The organism is Scandinavium sp., from assembly GCF_051650185.1.
In the GTDB taxonomy this organism is placed as follows: Bacteria; Pseudomonadota; Gammaproteobacteria; order Enterobacterales; family Enterobacteriaceae; genus Scandinavium.
The window spans coordinates 17,769-43,844 of sequence record NZ_JBOFIN010000066.1 but is presented as its reverse complement, the minus strand read 5'-3'; the positions used below and the strand labels follow the sequence as shown (position 1 = coordinate 43,844).

The 26,076-nt window shown below is 52.1% G+C and carries 26 protein-coding genes; 18 read left to right on the top strand and 8 right to left on the bottom strand.

Features of this window, described 5'->3' with window-relative positions:
* Positions 1-61 precede the first annotated feature (61 nt).
* The 3 genes from ACRCWW_RS08325 to tesA all read right to left on the bottom strand — a co-directional run bounded on the left by ACRCWW_RS08325 (position 62) and on the right by tesA (position 2,428).
* Positions 62-916 (bottom strand): co-chaperone YbbN, encoded by an 855-nt coding sequence (locus tag ACRCWW_RS08325; RefSeq protein WP_438681987.1) that lies wholly within the window; start codon positions 914-916, stop codon positions 62-64.
* Positions 917-984: 68 nt separating this feature from the next.
* Positions 985-1,755, bottom strand: a complete 771-nt coding sequence (locus tag ACRCWW_RS08320; RefSeq protein ID WP_438681986.1) for an SDR family oxidoreductase — start codon at positions 1,753-1,755, stop codon at positions 985-987.
* Between the two features lie 28 nt (positions 1,756-1,783).
* The gene (tesA, locus tag ACRCWW_RS08315) at positions 1,784-2,428 is read right to left on the bottom strand and encodes a multifunctional acyl-CoA thioesterase I/protease I/lysophospholipase L1 (RefSeq protein WP_438682009.1); all 645 of its coding nucleotides are present in this window, start codon (positions 2,426-2,428) and stop codon (positions 1,784-1,786) included.
* A gap of 144 nt (positions 2,429-2,572) precedes the next feature.
* Between tesA and ACRCWW_RS08310 the strand changes: the two genes are divergently transcribed.
* From ACRCWW_RS08310 to ACRCWW_RS08270, 9 genes are all read left to right on the top strand, one after another.
* On the top strand, positions 2,573-3,781 hold the full coding sequence (locus ACRCWW_RS08310; protein ID WP_438681985.1) for a tyrosine-type recombinase/integrase: 1,209 nt from the start codon (positions 2,573-2,575) through the stop codon (positions 3,779-3,781).
* The gene (locus tag ACRCWW_RS08305; protein WP_438681984.1) at positions 3,774-4,586 is read left to right on the top strand and encodes a hypothetical protein; all 813 of its coding nucleotides are present in this window, start codon (positions 3,774-3,776) and stop codon (positions 4,584-4,586) included. Before ACRCWW_RS08310 ends, ACRCWW_RS08305 begins: the two co-directional genes overlap by 8 nt.
* Before the next feature lie 141 nt (positions 4,587-4,727).
* The gene (locus tag ACRCWW_RS08300; protein WP_438681983.1) at positions 4,728-5,201 is read left to right on the top strand and encodes a host cell division inhibitor Icd-like protein; all 474 of its coding nucleotides are present in this window, start codon (positions 4,728-4,730) and stop codon (positions 5,199-5,201) included.
* Positions 5,201-5,452, top strand: a complete 252-nt coding sequence (locus ACRCWW_RS08295; protein ID WP_438681982.1) for a helix-turn-helix transcriptional regulator — start codon at positions 5,201-5,203, stop codon at positions 5,450-5,452. The genes ACRCWW_RS08300 and ACRCWW_RS08295 overlap by 1 nt, the downstream gene beginning before the upstream one ends.
* A complete protein-coding gene (locus tag ACRCWW_RS08290) occupies positions 5,449-6,246 on the top strand; it encodes an antA/AntB antirepressor family protein (RefSeq protein WP_438681981.1) in 798 nt (265 codons plus the stop codon). Before ACRCWW_RS08295 ends, ACRCWW_RS08290 begins: the two co-directional genes overlap by 4 nt.
* A gap of 1 nt (position 6,247) precedes the next feature.
* Complete coding sequence (locus ACRCWW_RS08285) at positions 6,248-6,886, top strand: hypothetical protein (RefSeq protein ID WP_438681980.1); 639 nt, start codon at positions 6,248-6,250, stop codon at positions 6,884-6,886.
* Positions 6,887-7,112: 226 nt separating this feature from the next.
* Entirely contained in the window at positions 7,113-7,301 is a 189-nt protein-coding gene (locus ACRCWW_RS08280; protein ID WP_438681979.1) for a hypothetical protein, read from the top strand.
* Positions 7,302-7,357: 56 nt separating this feature from the next.
* Positions 7,358-10,465 (top strand): DUF927 domain-containing protein, encoded by a 3,108-nt coding sequence (locus ACRCWW_RS08275; protein WP_438681978.1) that lies wholly within the window; start codon positions 7,358-7,360, stop codon positions 10,463-10,465.
* Positions 10,466-10,505: 40 nt separating this feature from the next.
* On the top strand, positions 10,506-10,814 hold the full coding sequence (locus ACRCWW_RS08270) for a hypothetical protein (protein WP_438681977.1): 309 nt from the start codon (positions 10,506-10,508) through the stop codon (positions 10,812-10,814).
* Between the two features lie 1,343 nt (positions 10,815-12,157).
* Here the strand turns inward: ACRCWW_RS08270 and ACRCWW_RS08265 are convergent.
* A complete protein-coding gene (locus tag ACRCWW_RS08265) occupies positions 12,158-12,322 on the bottom strand; it encodes a hypothetical protein (protein WP_438681976.1) in 165 nt (54 codons plus the stop codon).
* Positions 12,323-12,641: 319 nt separating this feature from the next.
* Here ACRCWW_RS08265 and ACRCWW_RS08260 point away from each other — a divergent pair, with 319 nt between their 5' ends.
* From ACRCWW_RS08260 to ACRCWW_RS08225, 8 genes are all read left to right on the top strand, one after another.
* Positions 12,642-12,812: a hypothetical protein gene (locus ACRCWW_RS08260; RefSeq protein ID WP_438681975.1), complete on the top strand. Its 171-nt coding sequence runs from the start codon at positions 12,642-12,644 to the stop codon at positions 12,810-12,812.
* The gene (locus tag ACRCWW_RS08255) at positions 12,797-13,231 is read left to right on the top strand and encodes a recombinase family protein (protein ID WP_438681974.1); all 435 of its coding nucleotides are present in this window, start codon (positions 12,797-12,799) and stop codon (positions 13,229-13,231) included. Before ACRCWW_RS08260 ends, ACRCWW_RS08255 begins: the two co-directional genes overlap by 16 nt.
* A gap of 361 nt (positions 13,232-13,592) precedes the next feature.
* A complete protein-coding gene (locus tag ACRCWW_RS08250) occupies positions 13,593-15,338 on the top strand; it encodes a hypothetical protein (RefSeq protein WP_438681973.1) in 1,746 nt (581 codons plus the stop codon).
* 60 nt (positions 15,339-15,398) lie between these two features.
* A complete protein-coding gene (locus tag ACRCWW_RS08245) occupies positions 15,399-16,190 on the top strand; it encodes a DUF1796 family putative cysteine peptidase (protein WP_438681972.1) in 792 nt (263 codons plus the stop codon).
* A gap of 332 nt (positions 16,191-16,522) precedes the next feature.
* Positions 16,523-17,434 (top strand): hypothetical protein, encoded by a 912-nt coding sequence (locus ACRCWW_RS08240; RefSeq protein ID WP_438681971.1) that lies wholly within the window; start codon positions 16,523-16,525, stop codon positions 17,432-17,434.
* Positions 17,435-17,515: 81 nt separating this feature from the next.
* Positions 17,516-18,196 (top strand): putative ABC transporter ATP-binding protein YbbA, encoded by a 681-nt coding sequence (ybbA, locus tag ACRCWW_RS08235; RefSeq protein ID WP_438681970.1) that lies wholly within the window; start codon positions 17,516-17,518, stop codon positions 18,194-18,196.
* Complete coding sequence (gene ybbP / locus ACRCWW_RS08230; RefSeq protein ID WP_438681969.1) at positions 18,193-20,604, top strand: putative ABC transporter permease subunit YbbP; 2,412 nt, start codon at positions 18,193-18,195, stop codon at positions 20,602-20,604. Before ybbA ends, ybbP begins: the two co-directional genes overlap by 4 nt.
* 181 nt (positions 20,605-20,785) lie before the next feature.
* The gene (locus ACRCWW_RS08225; RefSeq protein ID WP_438681968.1) at positions 20,786-21,931 is read left to right on the top strand and encodes a porin; all 1,146 of its coding nucleotides are present in this window, start codon (positions 20,786-20,788) and stop codon (positions 21,929-21,931) included.
* 136 nt (positions 21,932-22,067) lie between these two features.
* Here ACRCWW_RS08225 and mnmH read toward each other — a convergent pair whose 3' ends face one another.
* The 3 genes from mnmH to purE form a co-directional block, all read right to left on the bottom strand.
* Positions 22,068-23,138, bottom strand: a complete 1,071-nt coding sequence (mnmH, locus tag ACRCWW_RS08220; protein ID WP_438681967.1) for a tRNA 2-selenouridine(34) synthase MnmH — start codon at positions 23,136-23,138, stop codon at positions 22,068-22,070.
* 133 nt (positions 23,139-23,271) lie between these two features.
* Complete coding sequence (purK, locus tag ACRCWW_RS08215; RefSeq protein ID WP_438681966.1) at positions 23,272-24,339, bottom strand: 5-(carboxyamino)imidazole ribonucleotide synthase; 1,068 nt, start codon at positions 24,337-24,339, stop codon at positions 23,272-23,274.
* Positions 24,336-24,845: a 5-(carboxyamino)imidazole ribonucleotide mutase gene (purE, locus tag ACRCWW_RS08210; RefSeq protein ID WP_438681965.1), complete on the bottom strand. Its 510-nt coding sequence runs from the start codon at positions 24,843-24,845 to the stop codon at positions 24,336-24,338. The genes purK and purE overlap by 4 nt, the downstream gene beginning before the upstream one ends.
* A gap of 244 nt (positions 24,846-25,089) precedes the next feature.
* Between purE and ACRCWW_RS08205 the strand changes: the two genes are divergently transcribed.
* Complete coding sequence (locus tag ACRCWW_RS08205) at positions 25,090-25,353, top strand: DUF2534 family protein (RefSeq protein ID WP_330983210.1); 264 nt, start codon at positions 25,090-25,092, stop codon at positions 25,351-25,353.
* Here ACRCWW_RS08205 and lpxH read toward each other — a convergent pair whose 3' ends face one another.
* Positions 25,354-26,076 (bottom strand): UDP-2,3-diacylglucosamine diphosphatase, encoded by a 723-nt coding sequence (gene lpxH / locus ACRCWW_RS08200; protein ID WP_438681964.1) that lies wholly within the window; start codon positions 26,074-26,076, stop codon positions 25,354-25,356.

Sequence of the window (26,076 nt, the reverse complement as noted above, 5' to 3'; positions counted from 1 at the left end):
GACTGTTTGCGTTACCGTAGGCCCGTGCAAGCGAAGCGCCGCCGGGCATTCAGCAAAGGGGTTAGTAAAGCAGAGAGTAAAGCTGACGGCGGTATTTCGAGGCCAGTGCGTCCCCGGTGCCGAGTGCCGCAAGGATTTCCTGCATCATCTTGCGCGCCTGGCCGTCTGCCGCACCTAAATCTTTCTTCAGATGGCTGAACAGCAGTTCCAGCGCTTCTTCATTACGGCCGACCTGATGCAGTTGCAGCGAGAGCTGAGAAGCCAGCGCGGCGTCTTCAGGATTGGCTGCCACTTGCTGCTGTAGCTGCTGAATCTCTGGGGTATCAGCGGCTTGTTTCAGCAGCTCGATTTGCGCGACCAGCCCTTGATAGCGGGTATCCTGATCCTGCAACGGCACGGTTTTCAGCGTCGCTTCTGCGTCTTCAGAACGGTGCAGCGCGATTTGGGTTTCCGCCAACAGCAGGCCAATCTGGCTGTCCTGACCGGACAACTGCCAGGCCTCTTTCAGCAGCGGCAACGCTTCGTCGTGTTTGCCTTCCTGCATCAGGGCCATCGCCTGCTGAGCTTTCAACTCTTCTTCACGCGGCAGCACTTTGTCGAGCAGCGCACGAACCACTTCTTCCGGCTGCGGGCCCTGGAAGCCGTCAACCGGCTGACCGTTCTGGAACAGATAAACGGTTGGAATGGCCCGCAGACCAAACTGCGAGGCGATCATTTGCTCGGCGTCGCAGTCCAGTTTCGCGAGGATAAACTGTCCGTTGTACTGAGTCGCGAGGCTTTCCAGCATCGGGGTTAACTGTTCGCAATGCTGGCTGCGAGGAGACCAGAAGTAGAACAACACCGGTTTGGTGACCGACTGCTCCAGCGTCTGGTGCAGGTTAGCTTCGGTAATGTTAACGATATACTGTGCAGTCATGAGGCACTCTCTATAGTCGAATTCAGAGGATATCTCTGTTACATGGGGGCTTTGGCCACAGCTTCAACTCAGCCCTGTAAAATTTTGTCCATCATCCGCCCGGGTAACAGGCGCTTAAGCAGCATCACCGCATGAGTGACCAGCGTCACCGGATAGCGCATTTTTGGCCTGTCGCTGGTGAAAGCATGGCGTACTTTGTCCACGACGGCTTCCGGCCCCAGCGTAAAACGTGCAGCAATGCCTGGGTTTTCCACCGGCTTATCGGCCTGTGACTGATTAACGTTTTCGGTGAAGCGGGTACGGATCGGGCCGGGTTCAATCAGGCTGACTTTGATTCCGCTGTAGCGAAGCTCCATGCGTAATGCGTCGGACCACGCTTCCAGCGCATATTTACTGGCGGCATAAGCCCCTCGGCCTGGGGTGGAAATCAGCCCCATCACCGACGAAGTCATCACAATACGGCCTTCGCCGTGCGGTTCCATGGCGGGCAGCAGGCGCATGGTTAACTGGTGGGCACCGAAGAAGTTAGTGGAGAATTGTTGCTCGACCTGAGCACGACTCAGCGTACTTAATGGGCCATACAGCCCGTATCCGGCGTTATTGAAAATGCCGAACAGGCGGTTGTCGGTGAGGGCAAGAATTTCATCGGCGGCACGATCGACGCTTTCAGGAGAGTCCAGATCGAGAACGATCCCGACCAGTCCTAATTCTGCCATGCGCGCCACGTCTTCTGGCTTACGGCAAGCGGCCAGCACGCGAAAACCCTGACGTTTCAGTTCCAGCGCACTTTCCAGCCCGATTCCACTGGAACATCCTGTTATTAAGACCGTTTTTTGCATAACTTTACCTGAAGACAACTCGCGACTCTCAGGAGTCGTGTTTAACTAAGGGAGCCAGGCGTGTCGCCATCCAGTCGGCGATAAACGGCTGGGCGTCACGATTGGGGTGAATACCATCATCCTGCATCCACTGCGGTTTCAGATAGACCTCTTCCATGAAAAACGGCAACAGAGGAATAGCGAACTCGCTGGCAAGCTTCGGATATATCGCGCTAAATGACTCATTATACCGACGGCCATAGTTTGCAGGCAGACGAATTTGCATCAGCAGGGGTTTGGCGTTGGCCGCTTTGACCTGGGTGAGAATGGTGCGCAGGGTTTCTTCAGTTTGCTGCGGCTGGAACCCACGCAGGCCGTCATTGCCGCCAAGTTCGACCAGCACCCATTTGGGCTGGTGCTGTTTCAGCAGGGCGGGCAGGCGCGACAGCCCCTGCTGCGAGGTGTCACCGCTAATACTGGCGTTGACAACTTCCGTCTTCGGCTGCCACTTTTCATTCAGCAGCGCAGGCCATGCGGCGGTTGCCGCCATGCGATAGCCCGCACTCAGGCTGTCACCCAGAATCAGCAGCGTGTCGGCAGCCGCGGCGCGAAAGCTTAACAGAATCAGAAACAGGAAAGGCAAATGCCAGCGGAAAACATACTTGATAGATTTTCCTAACCTCTTGAAGCTGATTGAAATCACAGGCTAACCCTCGTTTTTACTGAGTTTGTGGTGAATCTCAACTCTGTTTAATGCTGAGAGAATATCACGGTAACAGTATAAAAAAGTGTCCCTCTGGAGTAACCTCGAAAAAAATCAGAATCCGAGGGACACGCTTTGCTAACCAATGCCCACATCCAAAACGCTTCTCCCAGAGAACGCGAGTACATGATTACCGATAGCGGTGGTCTGGCAATCCTCATAAAACCCAACGGCTCAAAGCTGTGGCGCTTCAGATACACCCTGAACGGCAAAAAACAGAAATTATCCATAGGTGTTTACCCGGACGTTACCCTGTCTGCTGCCCGCATACAGGCCGCGAACGCTCGTGCGAAAGTAGCGCAAGGTATCAGTCCAGTCGATGAGAAGGCCAAAGCGATTGAATCAAACCGCTCAGGCAGCGCATTCAGAGACGTTTACTCCGAGTGGTATCAGTCCAGAGTTTCCCGATGGGCTGATAGTTATGCGCGAAACATAACACGCCTGTTTGATATGCACATCCTGCCCGCTATCGGCAGCCGTCCCGTGGCGAATATTGAACCGCCTGATGTCCTCAAGCTCTTGAAGAAAATCGAGGCCAAAGGTTCGACAACGGTGGCGGGAAATGTACGCGCCAGATGCTCAGAGGTTTTCGCCTTTGCTGTAATAACTGGCAAGGCCAAATATAACCCCGCCAGAGATTTAACAGGCGCACTACAACGCCACAAAAAAGGTCACTTCGCATCATTAGACGCCTCAGAGATAGGGGCGTTTCTGAGCGTTCTCACAACGTCTGGCGAAAGCCTGATTGTCATATCGTTAATTCGCCTCCTGATGCTTACCGGATTGCGTCCGACTGAAGCCCGTGAAGGGGCATGGCTTGAAGTGGATTTTGATGCCGCACTGTGGCGCATCCCCGCCGAGCGAATGAAGGGGGATAGGCCGCACGTTGTCCCGCTTTCCCGGCAGGTGCTCGATATCCTCAAATTCATGCACTCCATCACCGGGCCGCACGGCCTGATATTCCCAAACCAACGTGACGCGCTGCGAGCGATGTCCCCCGGACTTGTTGGTAATCTGATACACCGCTGCGGCTACGGAAAGGAGGCCACAGGGCACGGCTTCAGGCACACCATGAGCACCGTCCTGCATGAGCAGGGCTATAACACAGCTTGGATTGAGGCCCAGCTCGCGCACGCCGATAAAAACACAATCCGCAGCACATACAATCACGCCCAATACCTCGACAACCGCCGCGAGATGCTCCAGTGGTACGCGGACCACATCGACGAACTGCATCGTGCCGAAACCCCTCTTTCCGTTACCGCTGGTGGTTCTCATGACTGAACGCAACGACGATGAGCAGCATAAAAAGCCACGCAAGACCGATCATTTACAAAGGATGATGAGCGCGAAAGCCAATGAGATAACGAAGCTCGGAATCAAACTTTTCCTTGCGAATAAACAATTTGAGCAACTCAAGACATGTGAAAGCGAGTTGTTGAGGGGAGAGGATCCAATAGCCATCCAAGGGGACTTACGGCCCCACGATATTACGGATTTTCTACTTGATAAGTACGTTAATCAGTATCGTGAAAACTATGGATATATCGGCGGTGTGTCTGCTGACCTGTACGCATCAAAAGATGTAACACGGCAGATTCTTTGCGAATTTGCAGCCACGCTCATCGAAATGATTGCGGATCAGGTCATGGAGAATATCGCCACAATGGAAACAATGCTCAATCTGAAAGGCACGATAACAACCCCCGGACACGAACCGGGCGGCCTTTATGCCGCTATATGCAAATCAGTCGGCGTGAATCTCGACACCTCAAACCATAAAGAAAAGCCTGCAATAATTAAAACTGCGCTGGAAAGCTGGCAGCTTGATAACGCATTCGCCGAGAGCTGTAGAATTATGCGGCACTGGGCAAAGATGGAGCATACCCAGAGAACCAGCGGAGGCAAGGGCACCCAGCCTGTAGTCACTATTGCGGGGCGTGATGAAATTCGGGAGCAGTATATAGCTAACCCCGGCATATCGATTCCTGACCTTATGAGATTGCTCCAGCTAATGAGGTGGAATCTACCAGGCAAAAGAACTATTGAGCGATATACGAAGGACTTGCGACAGTGTCACAAAAGGTGAGTGGCATTGTTAATTTAGTCATTTAAATTCAAATGGCTGCAATATTTACAATTGCGGTCGCTAGCGGCTGACGCAACCGGGAAAAACAAATCTCCAAAATGCTTCTCACTGACACAGCAATAGTTAATGAGGGGCGTTTTTATGTTGACAACACTATCCAATCTGAAAGATCATTCGCCAGCACCTGCAAAATCAGGTGTACCGGATTGGCGTCTGGTAATAGTCAAAGGCGATAATTACGCCGCGAATAGCGGTTTTTTATTGTCTAAAATCAGCATGCCTACAATGGTGGGGCTGGTTGTGGGGTCCTTCACGGGACGCCGGGAGCCTTTGACGCCGGTACGCCAATCCGCAATCAGTCTCACCACCCAACGATTGGCGTCGTTTGGTGGTGATTTAAAATCACTGTCAAAGGAGATCGCCACCATGGCTGTCTACGCCCACGCTCGCCTAAAAACCTTCATCTTTGCCGCCGTTGAGCGTGCAAACCTCAAATCCCCCCACCCGATAATGCTGCGCATCACCGCCGCAACCGAACGCGCTGCCCGTCAAACTGTGAGCCGTCAATACGTGCTTTCCTTCGCTGGCGTCATCCAGAACGGAGGGGCTGCATAATGGCTATGTCCCCACAATGCTGGAACCCGCAACCATTCGACCCTAAATACAAGTGGATTCGCTTAGACGAAGTCAAAGAAATCGTATTCCGCAGCGAGCAGGTGATCTATGCCCATATGGGCAAAGGAGCCTTCCCCGTCCCGGCCAAATTGTCCCCACGTATCAGCGTATGGCGTGAAGATGAAGTTAAACAGTGGCTTATCGATTCAACCAAAGCTAACGGTTATGCAGTTGTGGAGGGTGGCGAATGAAAACCATCCGCACATCTCAGACCGTATCCAACGTTGTAACCGCTGGCGAGACGTTCGCCAGCATCATTCCCGTCGACACTGCGATTATCAACAAGGTTGAAACCAGCATCGTTAGCGCTCGCGCCCTGCATTCTGCGCTGGGAGTTGATACACGATTCAGCGATTGGATTAAGCGCCGCATTGCCGAATACAAGTTCGGCAAGGATGTTGATTATGTGATTGTTGAAATTTTGAGCGACTCAAAATTGAGTAGCGCAAAAAGCCGCCAGCAAGTCACACATGATTACCTAATCACTCTGAGCATGGCTAAAGAGCTGGCGATGGTGGCAAGCACCGAACAAGGCCGCGCCATTCGTCAGTATTTCATTAAATGCGAGGAGGAGCTTAGAAAGGTCGCACCACTGAAGGCAGCAGACCATCGCCGCGACCTAAAAATAAACCTTCATGTTGCTGACCATTATAAGACCATGTGCGATGCCCTGATACGCCTCAGAGCCGCAGCAGGAAAGGAAACCAAGGATTTCCACTACGCTAATGAGTCAACCATGATTGACCGCATGGTGCTGGCCGGGCTGACTGCGAAAAAGTGGGCAGAGGTAAACGGCTATTCCGGCAGTCCTCGCAGCCATATGAACCGCTTCCAACTGATGCACATGTCCTATCTGGAGCTGACGAATACCGCCTTTATCGAGGCCGGGCAAAGTTATCACGATCGTAAGGCCACGCTCATTGCCCTGTCTCAAAGCTGGCTAGCCCGCAAAGCCGCAGTAATCATTGCTGGGGAGGATTATTGATATGCTCTCATCATCAATCTACCCAGCAGCAGGCACCGCCAGCGCTATCAATGCCCATTACGCCGCACTCATCACCCGCAGCAATGCGGGTAAGGCTGTCCTGCCTGATGAGTGGCGCGACGTTGCCAGTGCCGCCCTGCATCTCCTGAAAGAGCAGAGCATCGCAACCGCTGCGGCTGGCGTTCTGTCCGGTGAATCTGCGCTGGTGGCCTATCAGGAAGAGATTGCACAGCAGCACGTTTACCGCGCTCAGGCCGTGTCTAGCAACCAGTTCCGCAACGGCCTGCCACCCGAAGGCTTTGAGTGCCAGCGCTTCGGAAAGCACATCTACGGAAAGAAAACCGGGTACTTAGGTATCCATGTCATCGTCACCAAATCAAATGCCCCTTCCGTCCCGGCTGGCACTTACCTGCGTCTGTTCGACAGCGGCAAGATTCACCGGGGATCACTTCGCTGGTATTCAGAGTTCGACACGCTGACTATCCGGCTGGAAAGCGGCTTAAAGACTGAAATCAAGGAAGGTAAAGCGCTGTACAACAAACAGCATTTTCTTGTTACGCACGTCAAGGAGGGCGGGAAACTGCCCGTATCGATTGTTATGGAAAAACTGGCAGCCATGGAGGCTAAAAAACATGGGTAAGAAAATCAGCGCCGCTAGACGGCGGCGAATTGCTGCAAAGCGCAAAGCGACTGGAGCAGCACAAACAAGAAGAGATGCAGGGCTTGCAACCGCAGCCGCAGAGCACAGGGGGCGACATGCAGTAAAGGCCACCGTGATTGAGCCTCTCAATCGAGGTGATCGCGGCTACACCGTTCGCGTTCGCGTGGAGGAAACCAGCTATCCACGCCCCTACGACATGAAAACTATGTCGATATGTCCTACCGACATCACTGCGATGGAGACCCTGAGCAAGCTCATTCCCGGCGCTTTGGTGGCTGTTTGCGGGGTGACATGGCACGGCGGGCGGCGCTATCGATGGCTGAAGGCTGACGCCAAAACCGCCATTGTGAGCATGTCAGCCCCGGATAATTCAGTACCACAACCCCAGCAGTAGCAAAGCCGTTACCAGCAGTCCACGGACGGGCTGAATCGGAACAAGAGAGCACCATCATGAATCAACATATCACCACGAATACACCATTTAGCCAGGTGAAAGCCCGCATCATGGCGGAGGGTTGGCGCGACGCGCTTGCCCCGCTGGGCATTCCTGAGCCGCAGGGTTCCAAAAAACACACCTGCCCGATATGTGGCAACGCTGACAGCTTCAGAATCTACGACAATGGCAAGAAAGTCGGTTCGTATATCTGCACCTGTGGCGCGGCTGGCATTGGATTTAACATGCTTGAACTGGTGGCTCGTATGCGCTGCGGCTGTGCGCCAGACAACAAGCCAGACGGAAAGCAAATTAAACAGGCTGCGCAAATTATTGATGAGGCCTGCGGCTGGGGTTACTTCCGGCAGAGCATGACCAGCGAAGAGCGGGAAGCAATGGACGCACAGCGCAAAGAGAACGAGCGGATTGCAGCCGAAAAGCGGCGCGAACGGGAAGCCGGGGCAGAGCAGCAGGCCGCAGAATCCCGCAAATTGATGCACAAACTACTGAGCGACGCGAGTCCGGGGGAATGTCTGTACCTGACCCGCAAAGGCTTCGCCTCTGAATATCAGCGCCTTTCCGTCACTGCTGATGGCACCGGGATTGCTGAAATCCACAATATCAATGGCGAACTGGTGAACGTACAGCGCCTGCTGGCGGTTCCGTTCCCTGACGGACGCAGTAAAGACCCGATGAAGGGCCTGCCAGTGGCTGGCATGTTTATTCCTGTCAGCACCCCCGAAAAGCCTAATAACACCCTCATCATTGCCGAAGGGTATGCCACCGCGCTCAGTGTATCGATCTCTGCGCCGTTTTCTCGCGTTATTGCGGCAATGAATGCGGTCAACCTGATAAGCGTCTCCACGGCATTCAGGGAGCGTTTTCCGGCACTTGAGATAGTCATCGCCGCAGATAATGACTATCACGCCCCCGGCGATGTTGATGCCAACGGCAAGACAAAAGCCAATACAGGCATTCTTAAAGCCAAAGAGGCCGCACGTGAATCTGGTGCGCTGGTGGTGTTTCCGGGCTGTCTGGGACGTAAAAAACAGGACTGGGACGATGTGCGGGCAGAGGCAGGCATTGAGCGTATGACTGAAGAGTTTAACCGCGAACTGGCGAAGGCCAGAAAGGAGCGGGACGAGAAGGGTGCGGCCCCTGCAACCATTCACGCGCCTTACCATGAAACAACCGCCAAAAAGCAACGCATCGCCATCGTTCCGGCTGGCTATGATTTCAGCATGGGCGTCTCTGACGACTTTGAAAAATGGAACCTGACGCGCGACGCAATCCCGCAGCACCTTGTAAGCATTAAAGCGTTATACGCCTGTATTCATTGGATTCTTTGCCAGAGCCGCAGCCAGCGCAAGGCTTACATCATGCACGAGCCGTCTGTGCGTGGGAAAGAGGACGAAAAGCGGGTTACAGACTGCAACAGCACTGTAATTTGTGTGGGCGTGGATGTTATCGGGCGCGGCAGTGTTGAAGGTGAAGCCTGTCTCACGCTGGAAAGCGATACGGGCAGACGCATCACCATCAAGCAGAGTGAGATTACCCCGAAGTATATCCGCACCGCGCTGGCGTCTATTGGTGGCGCACCAGACCAGAGCACAAAGGCCATGGAGATGATCGCAACGATATTTTCATGGAAGCCCGTCCCTGATTTTACTTATTCGCTGCTCCCCGGTTGGCACCGATTGCAGGATGAGGGCGGAAAGGCGCGGTATAACTTCACGTCACTGAACGGGAAAACCTACGGCCCTAACGCCAGCACGCATTGCGCACTGCTAACCCTGCCTGAAGATGTTGCCCCGCTTTCCATCACCGCGCTCGATGACTGGCGCGACAACGTGGCAGCACTGGCAGCAGGCAATCCCGTTATGGTTTTCTGCATCCTGTATGCGCTCGCTGCACCGTTTTACCGGATGGCGACCGACAAGGCGAAAGCTGAAATGCCGATAGTACACATTTTCGGGGCAACCACTCAGGGTAAGACAACGGCATTAAAAGGCGCTGCCAGCGTACTGGGTAAACCAGACCGCTCAATGTATGGATGGTCAGCCACGGGTTACGGCCTGACCCAGATAGCGACAGCGATGAATAACGGATTACTCATTCTTGATGAATTGCAGCTTGCCGGGACGGGCGACAGCTCTGAAGGCCAGAAACTCAGCAAGACTTTCCGCGAACTGAGTGAGGGCAGTGGCAAGATTCAGGGCAAGCCTATTGGCTATGGCTTCACCAAAACGCCACGGTATGAAACGGCTATCCTCTCCTCTGGCGAGCTGTCAGCAGAGACCTTCATCGAGTCGAAAGGTGGTGATACGTCGGGCGGCGTTGGGGCGCGACTGCTTGATATTCCGTTTATCCCATATACCGAGCTTCATGGTTATGCGGACCCCCGTTCGTTCGTGGAAGCATTTGAAGCCAACGCCGCCCGGTACTACGGTGCGCCACTCGATGCCGCGCTTTCTGAGTTCTGCAATATTGATAACGCCGAACTGCGAGAGAAGATAGCAGAGCAGGTGAGTGGCTTTATGAACTGGCTCAAAGAGCAGACAACCGACCCCGTTGTTATTCGTGCGTTGTCAAAGCTGGCCCCGGTCTTTGCCATCGGCTTGCTAACGCAGCACGTCACTGGTTTTACTGATGGTGATGTTACCTCCACGTTTACCGCGCTGATTGACGCATACGCAGAGCATAACGGCACCGGGAACCGTGATGCCCGCAAATTCACTGACGCGCTTCACACCGCCATTGTGGAAAACCGTGCCCACATTGCCCCGAAAAACATCACTGACGGCGCGGATAGCCGCTACATCGACAATCGGGCGGGATTCTTTGAGACGAAGAGAATCAGCGAAGATAGTGACGATTCCTATCCAGTATGGTTATTGCGCCCGGATTTCATAAAGTCCGTTATGCCATCAATGAGCTACATGAAAAAGCTGGAAGCAATGCGACAGGCCGGGCGCTATGAGTGGCCTAACGCTGTAACCGATGGCGATAAGCCAATGACTGAATCCAATGCGACGATGATGCTCAAGGTTCGAACAGGGCATAAAGAAGGCAGGACAAACGTCAGATTGGTAGTTATTTCCGGCGTGGATGGATTTGGATCCTAATCAGTCCACAGCGTAGCAATCAAATGTAGAAGATAACAATATGAATACTGAGAACAAAGCAAGCAATACGGCACTTCTGGGGCTGCATATCAGTAACGACCCATATAACGGCGCATACATCGAAGCTGCTATCACGACAGACGGCAGGCGCATCCCATTTATTGTTGAACATGATGGCGAGCTTGTGCCAGTCGGAAGCGTGGAGCCTGTCCCGGAAGGTGTGATACACCCCGTACCATTTCAGTATAAGCGACACTACCCAGCCGGGCTAAGGACGGATATTGATTTCGGCGTTGATTATCAGACTGTGGCAGACAGTGGGGAATTGCAGCCATATAGCCACCAGTAAGCTATAACCCACGCCCCACCTCTCCAGTAGACCCACAAAGCGAAAAAAAGCAGCCTTAACGGAATAGGGCTGCATTTCACCGCGCTAGCCCCTCCTTTCTGTGGTTTCCGCAAAAATAATTTTTTGCTCATTTGTTGAGCTCAACCCAACGAGCCGACACTTCCTGACTGTGATACGTTCTTTTTTTGTTCTAAGTATACGAGGTGGCTACAAATTAAAACGCCACATGTAGCCAAAAAATGGCAATTTGTAGCCACCTTTGTAGCCATATTTATAATGTTTAAAGTTCATATAAATTATATTGTTACTGTTTTAAAATGGTGAATATATGCATGTGGCTACATGGCTACACGGGATTTGCTCTCGCATATGGGAAAATATTTTATCGGGTAATGAAATCCCGACCGCGCCATCATGATTTCATCTATACATGTATATGGTTTTTCCGTGTAGCCATGTAGCCACCCGGCAAAGCCTTATTCGACTGGATTTTGTTGGAACTAATGAGAGTTGAAAAAGTGGCTACAAAGGTGGCTACATTGGCTACAAAATAGGGAAAGTGGCTACACCACGTCGCCAACGGATAGCACCTCCCGGCACTGAGAGCACTGACGACAGAATCCCGGCAAACTCACTTGCTCAACGGGTTCCGGTGGGTGTCCTCAAAGTTGAGGCCCCGCAGTAATTAACCGCCCCCTTTCCGTCACCGCAAACAGGACTATACCAATCAGGCAGGCTGCACTTTCCCAACCATAGCAGTGATACCGCCGAAATGGTTTCAGTAGTCCTATTAGGTTTGTGGCGCTGGTGGGCGGCTGAAGGCTACGGGTGCGGGTTGTCTGTCAACTGGCTCTTATACTTAAAATAACCATGCTCTTTAAGTGGATTCTCGTAGACTTTGCATCGGAAAAATCCAAAAATAAATATAACGATTGGCGTTGACAAGGATGGTACTTATGAACTGGTTATTCTACTTGGGGTACTGGTGGCGAGTGGTAAAACTCGAAGGTAATAACGCCTTTGCTCTTCTCCCTCCTATTGGACGGGCCAATCTGATGGTTTCCGAATCAAAGCTGCGCGATATCGTCAAGGCTCACTGGGGTTTTAACCCTACTTACTAGATAGCATTACTCAAAGATTTTAACTCATGGCGCGTACTCCCTTTGGTGCAATAAGTTTTTTTGTTAAGCTACTAAGGCGGTGAATCCACCTAAGCGGATGGGCGAACAGCAGTACTACAACTGTTAGCGATGATTCTTGTCATTACTGATAACTGTATGTTTACATCGCGGGGATGAGTTGCTGTCTTGCCCCCACCGGGAGGCACCCGGCACCGCAAACCACTAATCAGGTATTTTTCGATTAATGTCGATCACATTATCCCGCTCACTATCTTCAAGATTGTGAAAAATAAAATCCCTCTGTTCCTGTGTGATATCTGCCTCATCCAGTAGGCTTTTTAATGTACCTCTGAAGTTTTGCCAGAGCTGATTTTCATCAATATCCATTGCGACCCCCAATCACATCGCGAATGTGCGTCAAACAAAATCAAGCCGTTATTCGGCAAACAGGTATACCAAAAAAAGCCGCCCGGACTGAGCGGCGAGAAAAGAAGTACTAGCTATGGATTTGTTTCGTTTCAAGGTTAGGTGCAGCCCGCACTTTTCGCACATGCCCTCCAAAAATATTATCTGGCACGTGTTCGCAAAGGATATCCTTTTCGAACCATGTAAAAACAGCCCATTCCGGCGTTCTAAAAGATTGATTGGGTGATTTTCGAACGGCATGATTCCGAACTGAGCTTTATGAACGATAAAAGAGAGAAAAATGTCAGTCATTACCTTCCTGCGAGTTTCGACCGCTGACCAAACCATTGAGAACAAGCGCAAGCAAATAGCCGATGCGGGCTATCAGGTAGGTAAGGGGCTGGAATTTGTCGATGAGGCGGTTAGTGGTTCGGTGGTATCAGCTGATCACCCGGCTTGCGCACTGCGATAAGCAAAGCGCGTGAAGGTGATATCTTTGTAGTTGCCGCAATAGACCGGCTTGGGCGCAATGCTGTGGACGTGTTGAATACGACCAATGAGATTGCCGCCATGGGCGCGAGGCTTGTTAGTTTGCGAGAGGGTTTTGATTTAAGTACTCCAGTGGGAAAAATGATGCTCAACATGATGGCTGGGTTTGCGGAAATGGAACGGAACCTTACCGATGAACGTAGACTCGCAGGAATGGCCCGCGCTCGGGCTGAAGGTGTCCATATGGGAAGGCCGAGGCATCCCCATGAAGAAGAAATCAGAAATATGTCGGCCGATGGCCTGCGTTATGGAGAAATCGTCAGGGTGCTGGAGTCGAAAGGCATTAAGGCAGGCAAGACAAGAATCTACAGCTTTAAGTGTATTAGCTCAGGTTTGACCTGACACTGCTATGGCACACAGCCGGACACGAGCTGGCGGTCTGCTCCGTGCCAACAGCGGACATTCCTACGATGCTATAGATTTGCCAAGTGTCACTTGATCATGATGTACAGTGTTTTCCTTGCTTTTACTGTACTCAAATTTTGTCGTCCACGGCACCTAGGGATAGGATTTACGTCGGTCGATCCACTCTTGTCCTGAAAATCAATGTTGTGAGCGAACCCAATAAAAAGAGGTTTTAGGATTTTCTCTATATCCCTTGCTTGCTATTAAACGATTACACTTGTAGCCAGATGGGTAACCTACCCATAGGCCAACTCACGACATGTTGTTTTATAACAAATACTCACAGAGGGTTATTATCTTGGCTAGTTCAACCTTACCCAACGAAATTGATTTGACAACAGCCCCTGTTATTTCACCAGAGCTTTTTGCATCCGACCCGACGAATATAACCATGCAGGACATCAACGCCTGCCTTTCTTTCGCCAGTGAAAATAACGTTACAATCATGGGTAGGGGAAACTATACCCTTACGGAGTCAATAACACTGAATTCGGTTCGTTGGATCGGTGGAGAGTTCATTGGGACAGGGACCATTTATTTAACCGATGCTATTATTGAAAACATTGATATTAACGGACCTCATATTGAAATAAAAGGAGGGTCCTGTTCATTAATTAACAATAAGATTCATGGACAAACCAGCACGGCAGCACTTCTTATTCGCGATTTGCAAAATACAACCAGGTTAAATTGTGTTAATAACGAATTCTACAACTGTAACTATGCCATTCTACAACAAGGAACCGGTAGTTATTATCTGGTTTCTGGAATAATATCTTTTAATTCATTTCATGATACTGCTGGTGATGCTATTGAACTCAATGTGGTTAACGGGCATTACGAACAGGGGCTGACTATTGAAGGCAATATCATCGCAAATATTGATGGTGCTGGTCCAAATTGGGGGATTGGCATCGGGATTTCGGGGATAACTCCTTACGGTGTCAATGCGCCTGATGAAAACTATGCTGCTAATTTCACTGTCAAGGATAACTTTATTTCAGGGTGCCGCCAGTGTATTCATATGGAGTTATGCCGGGATTTTTCTGTTATCAATAACATATGTTATCCAGACTCATCGCGCTCAACAGGTTCAGGTATTATTTCTGGGGCCTGTGTAATCTACGGTTGTAAACGTTTTTCTGTTAATGGACTGACCGGGGAGCCTGTACCTCCTTCTTCCCGGTTCCTGGTGCTGGATTGGGGGAACAATAGTGGCGTATATGCGGGCCCCCCCACCTTTTTTACCATCAAAAACATCGATTCAGTCAGCGGAAACATTGAAGTATCTACTTCAGGTGGTGATGGATGGGAGAACACCACTATAGTCGAAAGTATTCGCTGTAATGTTCTGTACTGGCGTGGTTTGCCCCCTGTTTCAGTTTTCAGAAATATTTATTGCTGCTCTCTGGACTGTATTGGAAGACACAGTGATGGAGAGGGATCTGGAGGGGGGGTATACACACGGCAGTCGTTTACCTGCACGCATTGGGTGGACGTGCTATGTCTTAATGAGCCTGCGGTCAATGCATCTGTGACAAAGATGTATGTGGACAAGCTCGTTGAAACTGGCAACAACTTCTCCATTGCGATGGTTTCTGAATCCGGCGGGCATCGTGGGCCCCTGATGACAGCACCGGCAGAGGTTTATCTTCTCCAGGATGATAGTTTCCCTTCAGGCCGTGAATTCAGCCAGGGAAGCCAGTTATGGAAACTTAGTGGAGGATATTATCGGGTGACAAAATCAGGGGCCAGTATTACAGGCACTGAGCTTATTCAATCCGTTGCAGCTGGTCAAACTTACATCCAGACGGCTAATTATGACTGGAGTCAGACTAATCATCTAAAAAATGCAGGAACACGATTAATTATTCCGGGAGCAGGTGCAAATGGTAATGATTTACTGACGACCATTACGAATGGTACATATGTCCGTGATGGACGCTATACCCTCGACATTTCCCCAGCTATTGAGACTGCTGTTGCAGGTACGATTGCAATACATGCAGCATATCCCGTTGAATATAGTGAAATCAACCAATGATAATTAATATTACGATATTCATTGTCGTAAGAATTTAAGGCAATAAACCGGGAGCTATTAATGAAACGTGTAATACAATACCTTAAGGATAACCTTCGCTCAGTTAAGCGAACATTATCTAATGCAAATATGAAGTGGAAAAACAGACATAACTTAACGCTCGATGAAGTCTGGATTTCTCTTGGCGAAAATTGTCTGCCCGATGATATCCTCCGGAGGCATAACAGAAAATCATTCAGCTCAGTTTTTTCCTCAGGGCGCTCCAATATTGAATATATCATTCAGATGGAAAAAGATGATTATAAAAACCTTCTGAAAAAAGAAAATTTACAACATTTTTCTGATGGGGTGCATTCTGTTGTACGCTCAACCTATTATAAAGATTGCGCTGGCCAATACAGCCCTCGCCATATGCTGGGATTTGAATTTGCACATCATGATCCATTAAGGGTGAAAGAAGATAGTCGAGCTTTCAGACGTCGCATTTCTCGTCTGCAAAAATTTAGAGGGGTGAAGGATTTTATTTTTTTATACCATCACCGGATCACTGAACATTCGGACCTTACGCTATTGCGTTCGCATCTCAATGAGTTTTTATCAATGTATAATATTAATGGACGCACGTGCAAAGTGGCCCTATTTTATCAAATGATAGTCAATCAGGACACTAAGGCGTTTATCGATTTCACTAAACATGATACCGGGTTACTTGAATTTGTCTGTCATACCCATGAGATATGGGGAGGAGATGATCTTGATACCTTCTGGGCTAAAAAGGATGATGGTCTCTTCGAAAGGATGTTCGATATCATTGACAGTCAAATTAAGCGACAACCAGATATAGCCGCTTAAAATCCTTGACGGTGCGGACCTATTCGTAAATGAACCCCGATGGGCTGAAAGGCGCTCAGCTATCCGTTTGCTTGATCGTATGGAAACCGGTGACGTGCTGATCGTCACCAAATCCTCGTCCACAACTGGCCGTTGACTCTTCTGTTGGTTAATAAGCAGGCTTAGAGTAGGATAATTTCCGTTTTCCAAGCGGACCCCATAGTGACCGTCCGCTCCTCGCTCAGAGCGGACGGTCATTTTCGATTGTATTCTGTCAAGGAAACTGTCAGTTCGAGTCCAAGCTAATACACTTCAATAATTAGGCCCTTTCCGTCACCGCTCTAGGGAGCACTATGGCACACATCGACCCTCGACACATGAGCGGCACAAAATTTGCGGCTGAAGCCGCCGCCACAGCACGCAAACTCACTGGCGCTATGCGCCAACTCCATGAGCAGGAAGAAAATCGACAGATATTTTCTGAGTCGATTGAGTTCGACCCATCACCAGCTACTGCGCTGGGGTTTCGTGCTCATGCTATCAAGGCATTTTATGATACCCATCCCACTGAATCACTTAACGCATATCTTGCAGGGTTAGGGTATGTTAGAGGACAACTTGTGGCAGCGCGAGACACTCTAAACGCTGAAGGCAAGAAAAAATACGAGGCATACATAAAAAATGCCGTGGAGGAGCTCACGGCTCGATTTAGCAATATGAATCCGTTTTACCTGAACATTCTTTCTGATTTGATGGCGATCCAATTTAGGAGAAGTGCAGAGAAAGATCGTAGAGAGCTTTCTGATTCGCTGTGCTTACTTGTGGACTTCATCGAGCGCTATCGCTATCAGGGTGTTGATACACGATACCGGGTATATGCGCGAACCATTGTCAACGACATAGACACCGAACAGCTCCCTCCCATGATTTCAGGGCTAATTATTCAGGAGGTGACTACGCTGGTGGATGCGGCGTGCGCGTCTAATGTGCTGACATTCGTCAACTCAGGCATTACTCACGAAGAATACTGGCGGCATGGCGACCCTGATGACTATTCCGGGGCTTACCCCAATAGCGAGATACCTGAAGATGCCTCCCCGCTTGATGGAATGGATATTTACCTACCTCATCAAGGGATAGCACAGCAAAGCCTGTGGTATGGTCTTGATAATTACGTCGATGATTTCATTGTGTCCCTCGCTGGTGGCGTGCTGTACATGAGGGCACCAGAGAAGCCGAAACGAGCTGCATTGAAGCGGGCTTGATGATTAGATGGAGTCCCTCCATCTGTCCCCTTATACATTTTTTTATTTTTATTTTTTAAATTTCAATGAGATAGTCAATCAATGGATGACATACTTGAAGTTCATCATCTTAAGAAATCCGTCGGTCAGGGTGAGCAGGAGCTTTCCATCCTTACCGGAGTTGAGCTGCTTGTCAAACGGGGAGAAACGCTCGCGCTGGTGGGTGAATCGGGCTCCGGGAAATCGACGTTACTGGCGATTCTGGCTGGTTTAGACGATGGCAGCAGCGGTGAAGTGAATCTGATGGGCCAACCGTTGCATAAGCTTGATGAGGAAGCCCGGGCGGCTTTACGCGCGCGGCATGTCGGCTTTGTTTTTCAGTCTTTCATGCTGATCCCAACGCTTAATGCGCTGGAAAACGTTGAGCTTCCTGCGTTACTGCGTGGGGAAACTGACAGCCAGGGGCGCACTCATGCCAAAGCGCTGTTAGAACAGCTGGGTCTGGGTAAGCGTCTGCATCACCTTCCGGCGCAGCTTTCCGGCGGTGAGCAGCAGCGAGTGGCGCTGGCTCGCGCGTTTAACGGCCGGCCTGATTTGCTGTTTGCCGATGAGCCAACGGGAAACCTCGACAGACAAACCGGGGATCGCATTGCTGAGTTACTTTTCTCCCTCAACCGTGAACATGGCACGACGCTGGTACTGGTTACGCATGATCCTGAGCTGGCAGCACGCTGCGACAGACGTCTGCGTCTGGTCAACGGCCAGTTGAGGGAAGAGTCATGATTGCCCGCTGGTTCTGGCGAGAATGGCGGTCGCCCTCGTTACTGATCGTCTGGCTGGCGTTGAGCCTGGCGGTGTCGTGCGTGCTGGCGTTGGGCAATATCAGCGACAGAATGGAAAAAGGGCTTAGCCAGCAAAGCCGTGAATTTATGGCGGGCGACAGAGCCTTGCGTAGCGCGCGGGAAGTGCCCGCTGCATGGCTGGATAAAGCCCGTGAATCTGGCCTGAAAGTGGGCGAGCAGCTCAGCTTTGCCACCATGACCTTCGCAGGCGATACCCCGCAGCTTGCCGATGTGAAAGCGGTAGACGATGTTTATCCGATGTATGGCGAACTGGATACGCGTCCTCCGGGCCTGAAGCCGCAGGCGGGCAGCGTGCTGCTAGCACCGCGCTTAATGGCGCTGTTGAACCTGAAAGTCGGCGATTCTATTGATGTGGGTGATGCAACACTCAAGATCGCCGGCGAAGTGATTCAGGAGCCAGATTCGGGATTTAACCCTTTCCAGATGGCACCCCGGCTAATGATGAACGTCGCCGATGTGGCGAAAACAGGCGCGGTACAGCCCGGCAGCCGCGTGAGCTGGCGCTATAAATTTGGCGGCACGCCGCAGCAGATAGCCGCTTATGAAGCGTGGCTGTTGCCGCAGCTCAAACCCGATCAGCGCTGGATTGGCCTTGAACAGGATGAAGGCGCACTCGGCAAATCTCTGGAGCGTTCACAGCAATTCTTGCTGCTTTCTGCGTTGCTGACTTTACTGCTGGCAGTGGCTGCCGTCGCTGTGGCGATGGGGCATTACTGCCGCAGTCGGTACGATTTGGTGGCGATCCTTAAAACGCTTGGCGCAGGGCGAGCGCAACTGCGAAAACTGATCCTCGGGCAGTGGGCGATGCTGCTTGCGTTGTCGCTGATCACCGGTGGCGCGATGGGATTATTGTTCGAAAAAGTCCTGATGGTGTTGCTAAAGCCGGTGCTGCCTGCCGCGCTGCCGCCAGCCAGTATGTGGCCGTGGCTGTGGGCCACCGGCGCGATGGTGGTGATTTCGCTGCTGGTGGGGCTTCGTCCGTGGCGCTTGCTGCTGGCAACCCAGCCGTTGCGCGTGCTGCGTCGTGATGCGGTGGCGGATGTCTGGCCGCTGAAGTTTTACATCCCGGCGATTGTGGTTGTGGTGGTAGGGCTTCTGGCCTGGCTGATGGGCGGTTCGATGCTGCTTTGGTCGGTGCTGGCTGGGGCCGTCGTGCTGGCCGTGCTGTGCGGTATTGTCGGCTGGCTGTTGCTCAATGGTCTGAAGCTATTGACGCTGAAGTCACTGCCGCTGCGTCTGGCAGTGAGCCGTTTGCTCCGTCAGCCCTGGTCGACGCTCAGCCAGCTGGCGGCATTTTCGCTCTCATTCATGCTGCTGGCGCTGCTTCTGGTGCTGCGTGGCGATCTGCTCGACCGATGGCAGCAGCAGTTACCGCCGGAAAGCCCGAACTATTTCCTGATCAACATCGCGCCGGAGCAAGTGGGGCAGGTGAAGGGGTTCCTGGCTGAGCATCAGGTTATTCCTTCGGCGTTTTACCCTATCGTTCGCGCGCGTCTGACAGAGATTAACGGCAAATCCACAGATGGCAGCACTGATGAATCGCTGAACCGTGAACTGAATCTGACCTGGCAAAATCAGCTGGATCATAACCAAGTGACCGCTGGGAACTGGCCGCCGAAAACAGGCGAGGTTTCGATAGAAGAGGGGCTGGCGAAACGGCTGAATATTGCGCTGGGCGACAGTGTGACTTTTACCGGCGACACGCAGGCGTTCAGCGCCAGGGTGACCAGCCTGCGCAAGGTGGACTGGGAAAGCCTGCGGCCTAACTTCTTCTTTATCTTCCCACAAGGGGCGCTGGACGGGCAGCCGCAAAGCTGGCTGACGAGTTTCCGCTGGGATAACGGCACAACGTTGCTGACCCAGTTGAACCGCGAATTCCCGACCGTCAGCCTGCTGGATATTGGCGCGATCCTCAAACAGGTCAGTCAGGTGTTGGGGCAGGTTAGCCGCGCTCTGGAGGTGATGGTGGTGCTGGTGACCGCCTGTGGCGTGTTGCTTCTGTTGGCGCAGGTGCAGGTCGGTATGCGGCAGCGTCATCAGGAGCTGGTGGTGTGGCGCACGCTCGGCGCAGGCAAATCGCTGTTGCGAACCACGCTGTGGGCTGAATTTGCGCTGCTTGGTTTTGTGTCCGGGCTGGTCGCTGCTATTGGCGCGGAAACGGCACTCGGGGTATTGCAGACCAAAGTCTTTGACTTCCCCTGGGAGCCAGACTGGCGGCTGTGGGTGACCTTACCGCTGTGCGGCGCGGTGCTGCTTTCCCTTTGTGGCGGCTGGTTGGGAATTCGCCTGCTTAAAGGTAAAGCGTTATTCCGTCAGTTCAGCGTTTAGTTTATTTCCGTCATTAATTAAAACCGGCCAGTGTGCCGGTTTTTTTATTTTAAAAGCACGTAAGGATAAATATCGATGTTTAACCGCACGTTTTATTAAAAACACAACAACACAGCGAAATTTATAAAAGTTAATATCCGTTAGGTAAATGCGTGTCTGTTAATTTACTCAGGGATATAACATGAAAATAACAATGAAAGCACTGTCTGTTGCGATCGGTGCTGCAGTGGCATTAACCTCAATGGCCGCCCAGGCTGAGATAACCGTCCTCAAACAAGATCCTCAGGCTGGCGACCCGCTCAGCCGCCTCAACTTCACCGTCGGGGGCAGTATTCGCCCTCAGTTCAATAATATGACCGGCGATGGCGATAAAGGTTCTTATAAGCGCAATGGCTTTGACGGCGGGACTCGTTTCCGTTTCGCAGCGGATTATTATCTGTTCGATGATATTAGCTGGATAAGCTACTACGAGTTGGGCGTCAATATTCCGGCACTGTTCAGCTGGGATAATCATTATGCCGAAGGGGCCAATAATACTCAGCGTCGTATGCTATATACCGGCCTGAAAAGTAATACCTGGGGTACGTTAACCTATGGTCAGCAAAACAGCGTTTATTATGACGTTGTCGGTGCGAAAACCGATATCTGGGATTACGACATGCTGGGTCAGGCGCCAGGTAACGGGATCAACGGCGACTATGACGGATCTTACCGTTCACGCAGCATGCTGAAGTACAAGAAAACCGTGGAGAATGTCGATCTCTACGCTTCCTACCTGTTTAACGACGACGAGTATCTGCCGGGCAACGGCCTGCGCTATAAGCGTAAAGGCGGCGGCTCACTCGGTGTCGATTACCATATTTCCGATGAGTTGACCTGGGGTACCGCGTGGAACTACACCCGCGCCGAAATGCGCAACCCAGGTAACAACGACAGCAAAACCTACGATCAGAACATTGTCGGTACGGCGCTGAGCTACACGCCGGACAACTGGACCTTCTCGTTTGGCGGCGGCTGGTATCAGAACTTCCTGACCACTAAAAAAGTGTCCGTCGATGATTACTTTGCGGGAGACGCGTGGGGGATTGAATACTTCGCGGGTTATAAATTCCCAATTGGTCAGTACGGACTCAAATCCGTTCAGCCTTACTTTATGGGCGACCGCATGGAATACGTCAACGGACGTAACTACCAGCGTATCGATAACGGCGTCGGTATCAGCTTCAAGCTGGATTACGGCTTCCAGGTGGATTACGAACACGTGTTCACGTCCAGCACCGACGATCTGGGCGACATGAATCTGGTGCGTCTGCGCTACGATTTCTGATGCCGAACAGCGCCCGGTGGCGGCTTCGCCTGACCGGACCTGGCTTTGATTCGTAGGCCGGGTCAGCGCTAGCGCCACCCGGCATTTTTTCCCAATTTGCCCGGTGGCACTGCGTTTGCGCGGGCCTGGAAAGCGTTTACTCCGTAAGCCAGGCCGCAACCTCAGCGTAATCCCCACGGAACACAATTTTCTGCGCTTTTTTACTGAGCTGGTAGCTGTACATCGGATCGTAATACTCAATCACTAATGGCCTGAGCCAACTGAAATGCGATTCGGTCGATCCTGTACGCTGCTGTTCAACCAGCGCGGTATCCAGTTTATCCGTCAGTTCAGCAAAGCGCTGCAATCCCAGACGGCGGCGAATGGCGAACAGGCCGTGGTGCAGATAATCACTGTATTCCTGCCAGCCTTTTTCTTCCCCGAAGGCCTGCAAGAAATCCTGATGCATCGTTGTGAAGTACTCTTCCCGCAGGCGCTCCAGCCGGATTTCGAAGGGATCTTCTACCACCACGATTGGCGATTGCGCCATCCGTTCGCGCAGGCATTCCGGCAGGTGATTGGCGCCAATCATATGGCCTTCATCTTCCAGCACCCAGCGTTCACTCCCGGTACGCAACAGCTCAACGGCCAGCGCGTTTTCAAAACTTGCCTGTGAAAGCTGCGGTTGCAGGGTTCGGCCAAATGAAGAGCCGCGATGATGGGCGAGGCCTTCGAGATCAATGCCTGAAGCGTGCGCCTTCACCAGCAGCGTTTTGCCATTTCCTGTGCAACCGCCAATCAACACAATGGGTTTTTTGACCTTCTCTTCAGTGATGCTCATCGTGGCTTGCCTCAGGGATTTATACCCGCCGACAATCAGCGGAACATCAAGCCCTGCTTCGCGCAGCCACTGCTGAGAGATATGCGAGCGCTGGCCGCCACGTGCGCAGCAAAGATACGCATTGGGATACAGCTGAAATGCCGCAAGCCACGCGTCAATACGGTGCTGGCGAAGCTCACCGCGAACCAGTGAATGGCCGAGTTTAAGCGCGGCTTCCGCACCCTGGCGTTTGTAACAGGTGCCAACAGACGCGCGTTCATCGTCATTCATGAGCGGCAGGTTGATGGCGGTTGGCACGGCACCTTGCTGAAACTCAACGGGCGCACGTACATCGATGATGGGCGTTCCGGCACGCAGAATGGCGCGGAAGTCTGTCCCATTGTTCATGAAAAAATCCTTCTCGAATGGCATGGGGGGATTTTACTCGTATCAGAGAAGGATACTTTGATTTTTCACTGCTGCGATGAGGAAAAGGGGCTCGAACCTGCATTCATCCTTGAGATGCAGGTTTTTGGTGCGCTTACTTCAGTTTTGCCTGTGCCCATGCTATCCCGCTCGCGTATTCCGGCGGAAGAAGGGGAATGAGCGCTTCAAGCGTGGCGCTTAAACGCCCGGTGTCACTGTCGTTCAGGTTTAAATGACCGACTTTACGACCCGGGCGTACTTCTTTGTCATACCAGTGCAGATGCACCAATGGCAGCTTCAGCCAGTTGTAGTTCAGGTCTGTGCCAATCAGATTGACCATCACTGACGGGCTGTTCACCACCGGCGGCGGCAGCGGTAAATCTGTCACGCCGCGAAGATGGAGCTCGAACTGGCTGATGGATGCGCCGTTTTGTGTCCAGTGCCCGCTGTTGTGAACGCGGGGGGCCAGTTCGTTAATCAACAATCCTGATGGCGTAATAAAGCATTCCATCGCCATCACGCCCACATAGTTCAGCTCATTCATGATGGCCGTGAGCATGCTTTCAGCCTGTGATTGCTGCTGAGCATTGGCCTGCGGGAACGCTACGCTGATGCGCAAAATGCCGTCCTGATGCAGGTTGTGGGTCAGAGGGTAGAACACGGTGCTGCCATCGTGGGCACGCGCGCCGACCAGCGAAACTTCACCGCTAAAGTTGATCCCTTGCTCAACAATGCATTCGCCATAGCAATCGGCAGGAAGCTGCCCGGTGTCACCGGCGCGTAAACGCCACTGTCCGCGGCCGTCATAGCCACCAGTGCGACGCTTCACAATAGCCAGCTCGCCAAGACGCTCAAACACGCCAGGCCATTCTGTGTTATCAGCGAGCAGCTGCCACGGCGCGGTAGCGAGCCCCAGCTTGTCGAACAACTGCTTTTGCGTCAGACGGTCAGCGATAATCGGGAACACGTCGCGGTTCACAAACGCTTTATGCAGCGCCAGCTCGCGAGTCAGCGCCGTTTCCGGCCAGCGCTCAATTTCTGCGGTGATCACGCTTTGCTGAAAGGGCACGGCTTCCGGATCGGCTTCGAGCCCGACAGGCCAAACGCTAATACCCAGCGGTTCACCCGCCTGGCGCAACATACGGCCTAATTGACCATTGCCAAGGACGCAAACTTGTTTCATTCCGCACCCCGCGGGTCTGGATTGTCCAGCACTTCATCGGTTTGCGCTTTCCGCCAGTCAGCCAGGCGCTGGTGTAATTCACTGTCATGAGTGGCGAGGATTTGGGCCGCCAGCAGTGCGGCATTGGCGGCACCCGCTTTGCCAATCGCCAGTGTGCCAACGGGAATACCGCGTGGCATCTGAACGATGGAGTAAAGGCTGTCGACGCCGCTCAGCGCTGCGCTCTGCACAGGTACACCCAGAACCGGAACTAATGTTTTCGCGGCAATCATACCCGGCAAATGTGCTGCTCCACCGGCGCCGGCGATGATCACCTGATAGCCATTTTCTTCAGCGGTTTCGGCGAAGCTGAACAGTTTGTCGGGCGTGCGGTGTGCAGAAACCACTTCCACATGGTGCGGTACGTTCAGGGTATCGAGGATTTCAGCGGCGAACTGCATGGTAGCCCAGTCGCTTTTGGACCCCATCACGATGGCGACACGCGCCGGATTGTTGCGGGAAGACATGCGTCTTAAAACTCCTGTGGGTGTGGAACACACTGCTTTGAAGGCCACAGAGAATAGCATGGAAAATCGGCAAGGAAAACGGTTGCGCGGTCAGGAAACAGGCGAAAGCGCGGTTCACAGCCGTGTTGATGTAAATTTACCCCGACAGGGCAAGAAATACGGTAAAGTTGCGGCTGGAGTCGTTACCTTGCCGACGAAACGACTGCGGAAACACCGCAGCGCAGCATGACCACGAGGAGAACGTATGCTGAAACACATTCTTCGCACCCCGGAAGGGAAAAAATTTCTGACCGCTGTCGCGATTGTCTTTTTGATTGCCGTGACGGTGGTAACTAAAGTGACGTTCCAGGGCGTGGAAGATCAATACAACCTGCCGATGGAAAACTGGAATGTGGGCATGTTCTTTATTCAGGGCGCCTGGGCGGCCATTTACAGCATCATGTTCACCATCATTGGTTCACTGCCGTTTGGCTTTTACTTCCTTGGCCCGAAAGACGATCGCGGCTGATTAGAACGGGAACGCGATCAGTTCGACGCTGTCGGTGGTCACTTTGACCATCGACCCTTCCTCATGCCACGCACCTAACACCACACGCTTTGCAGGCCGGTCATTCGCTGTCAGCGGGTGAACCGCCGGGCGATGCGTATGCCCATGAATGAGCCACTGCACCTGATGTTTTTCCATCATGCGCACCACGGCTTGCGGGTTCACGTCCATGATTGCCATTGATTTATGGCTGTTGGCGGCTTTGCTGCCATTGCGCATTTTGGCGGCGATTTTACGGCGGATAAATAACGGCAGGGCAAGAAACAGGGCTTGCAGCCAGGGCTGATGCACTTTGGCGCGAAAGGCCAGATAGCCAGTGTCATCCGTACACAGCGTATCGCCATGCATGATCAACACTTTACGTCCGTAAAGATCTAAGACCTGTTCTTCCGGCAGCAGCGTCATGCCGCTTTCACGCGCGAAGCGCTTACCGAGCAGGAAATCACGGTTGCCGTGAATGAAGTAGCAGGGCACGCCAGAATCGACCAGCGCTTTGATCTCTTGGGCTATTTCGCGGTGCAACGCTTCGGGATCATCATCGCCAATCCAGGCTTCGAACAAGTCGCCCAGAATGTAAAGCGCATCGGCTGTGCGCGCTTCACCCCGTAAAAAACGCAGAAAACCGGCGGTGATCGCCGGTTCTTCTGTGTGCAGATGCAAATCTGCAATAAAGAGTGTCGCCAC

Excerpts from the sequence above, each read along its gene's own strand:
- ACRCWW_RS08280 (WP_438681979.1), top strand. The coding sequence starts at position 7,113 with ATGTCGATATGTCCTACCGACATCACTGCGATGGAGACCCTGAGCAAG.
- ACRCWW_RS08295 (WP_438681982.1), top strand. The coding sequence starts at position 5,201 with ATGGCTATGTCCCCACAATGCTGGAACCCGCAACCATTCGACCCTAAA.
- ACRCWW_RS08245 (WP_438681972.1), top strand. The coding sequence starts at position 15,399 with ATGAAACGTGTAATACAATACCTTAAGGATAACCTTCGCTCAGTTAAG.
- purK (WP_438681966.1), bottom strand. The coding sequence starts at position 24,339 with ATGAAACAAGTTTGCGTCCTTGGCAATGGTCAATTAGGCCGTATGTTG.
- mnmH (WP_438681967.1), bottom strand. The coding sequence starts at position 23,138 with ATGAACAATGGGACAGACTTCCGCGCCATTCTGCGTGCCGGAACGCCC.
- ACRCWW_RS08260 (WP_438681975.1), top strand. The coding sequence starts at position 12,642 with ATGTCAGTCATTACCTTCCTGCGAGTTTCGACCGCTGACCAAACCATT.
- ybbA (WP_438681970.1), top strand. The coding sequence starts at position 17,516 with ATGGATGACATACTTGAAGTTCATCATCTTAAGAAATCCGTCGGTCAG.
- ACRCWW_RS08285 (WP_438681980.1), top strand. The coding sequence starts at position 6,248 with ATGCTCTCATCATCAATCTACCCAGCAGCAGGCACCGCCAGCGCTATC.
- ACRCWW_RS08240 (WP_438681971.1), top strand. The coding sequence starts at position 16,523 with ATGGCACACATCGACCCTCGACACATGAGCGGCACAAAATTTGCGGCT.
- ACRCWW_RS08270 (WP_438681977.1), top strand. The coding sequence starts at position 10,506 with ATGAATACTGAGAACAAAGCAAGCAATACGGCACTTCTGGGGCTGCAT.
- ACRCWW_RS08205 (WP_330983210.1), top strand. The coding sequence starts at position 25,090 with ATGCTGAAACACATTCTTCGCACCCCGGAAGGGAAAAAATTTCTGACC.
- ACRCWW_RS08275 (WP_438681978.1), top strand. The coding sequence starts at position 7,358 with ATGAATCAACATATCACCACGAATACACCATTTAGCCAGGTGAAAGCC.
- ACRCWW_RS08265 (WP_438681976.1), bottom strand. The coding sequence starts at position 12,322 with ATGGATATTGATGAAAATCAGCTCTGGCAAAACTTCAGAGGTACATTA.
- purE (WP_438681965.1), bottom strand. The coding sequence starts at position 24,845 with ATGTCTTCCCGCAACAATCCGGCGCGTGTCGCCATCGTGATGGGGTCC.
- ACRCWW_RS08320 (WP_438681986.1), bottom strand. The coding sequence starts at position 1,755 with ATGCAAAAAACGGTCTTAATAACAGGATGTTCCAGTGGAATCGGGCTG.
- ACRCWW_RS08325 (WP_438681987.1), bottom strand. The coding sequence starts at position 916 with ATGACTGCACAGTATATCGTTAACATTACCGAAGCTAACCTGCACCAG.
- ACRCWW_RS08225 (WP_438681968.1), top strand. The coding sequence starts at position 20,786 with ATGAAAATAACAATGAAAGCACTGTCTGTTGCGATCGGTGCTGCAGTG.
- ybbP (WP_438681969.1), top strand. The coding sequence starts at position 18,193 with ATGATTGCCCGCTGGTTCTGGCGAGAATGGCGGTCGCCCTCGTTACTG.
- ACRCWW_RS08290 (WP_438681981.1), top strand. The coding sequence starts at position 5,449 with ATGAAAACCATCCGCACATCTCAGACCGTATCCAACGTTGTAACCGCT.
- ACRCWW_RS08305 (WP_438681984.1), top strand. The coding sequence starts at position 3,774 with ATGACTGAACGCAACGACGATGAGCAGCATAAAAAGCCACGCAAGACC.
- ACRCWW_RS08300 (WP_438681983.1), top strand. The coding sequence starts at position 4,728 with ATGTTGACAACACTATCCAATCTGAAAGATCATTCGCCAGCACCTGCA.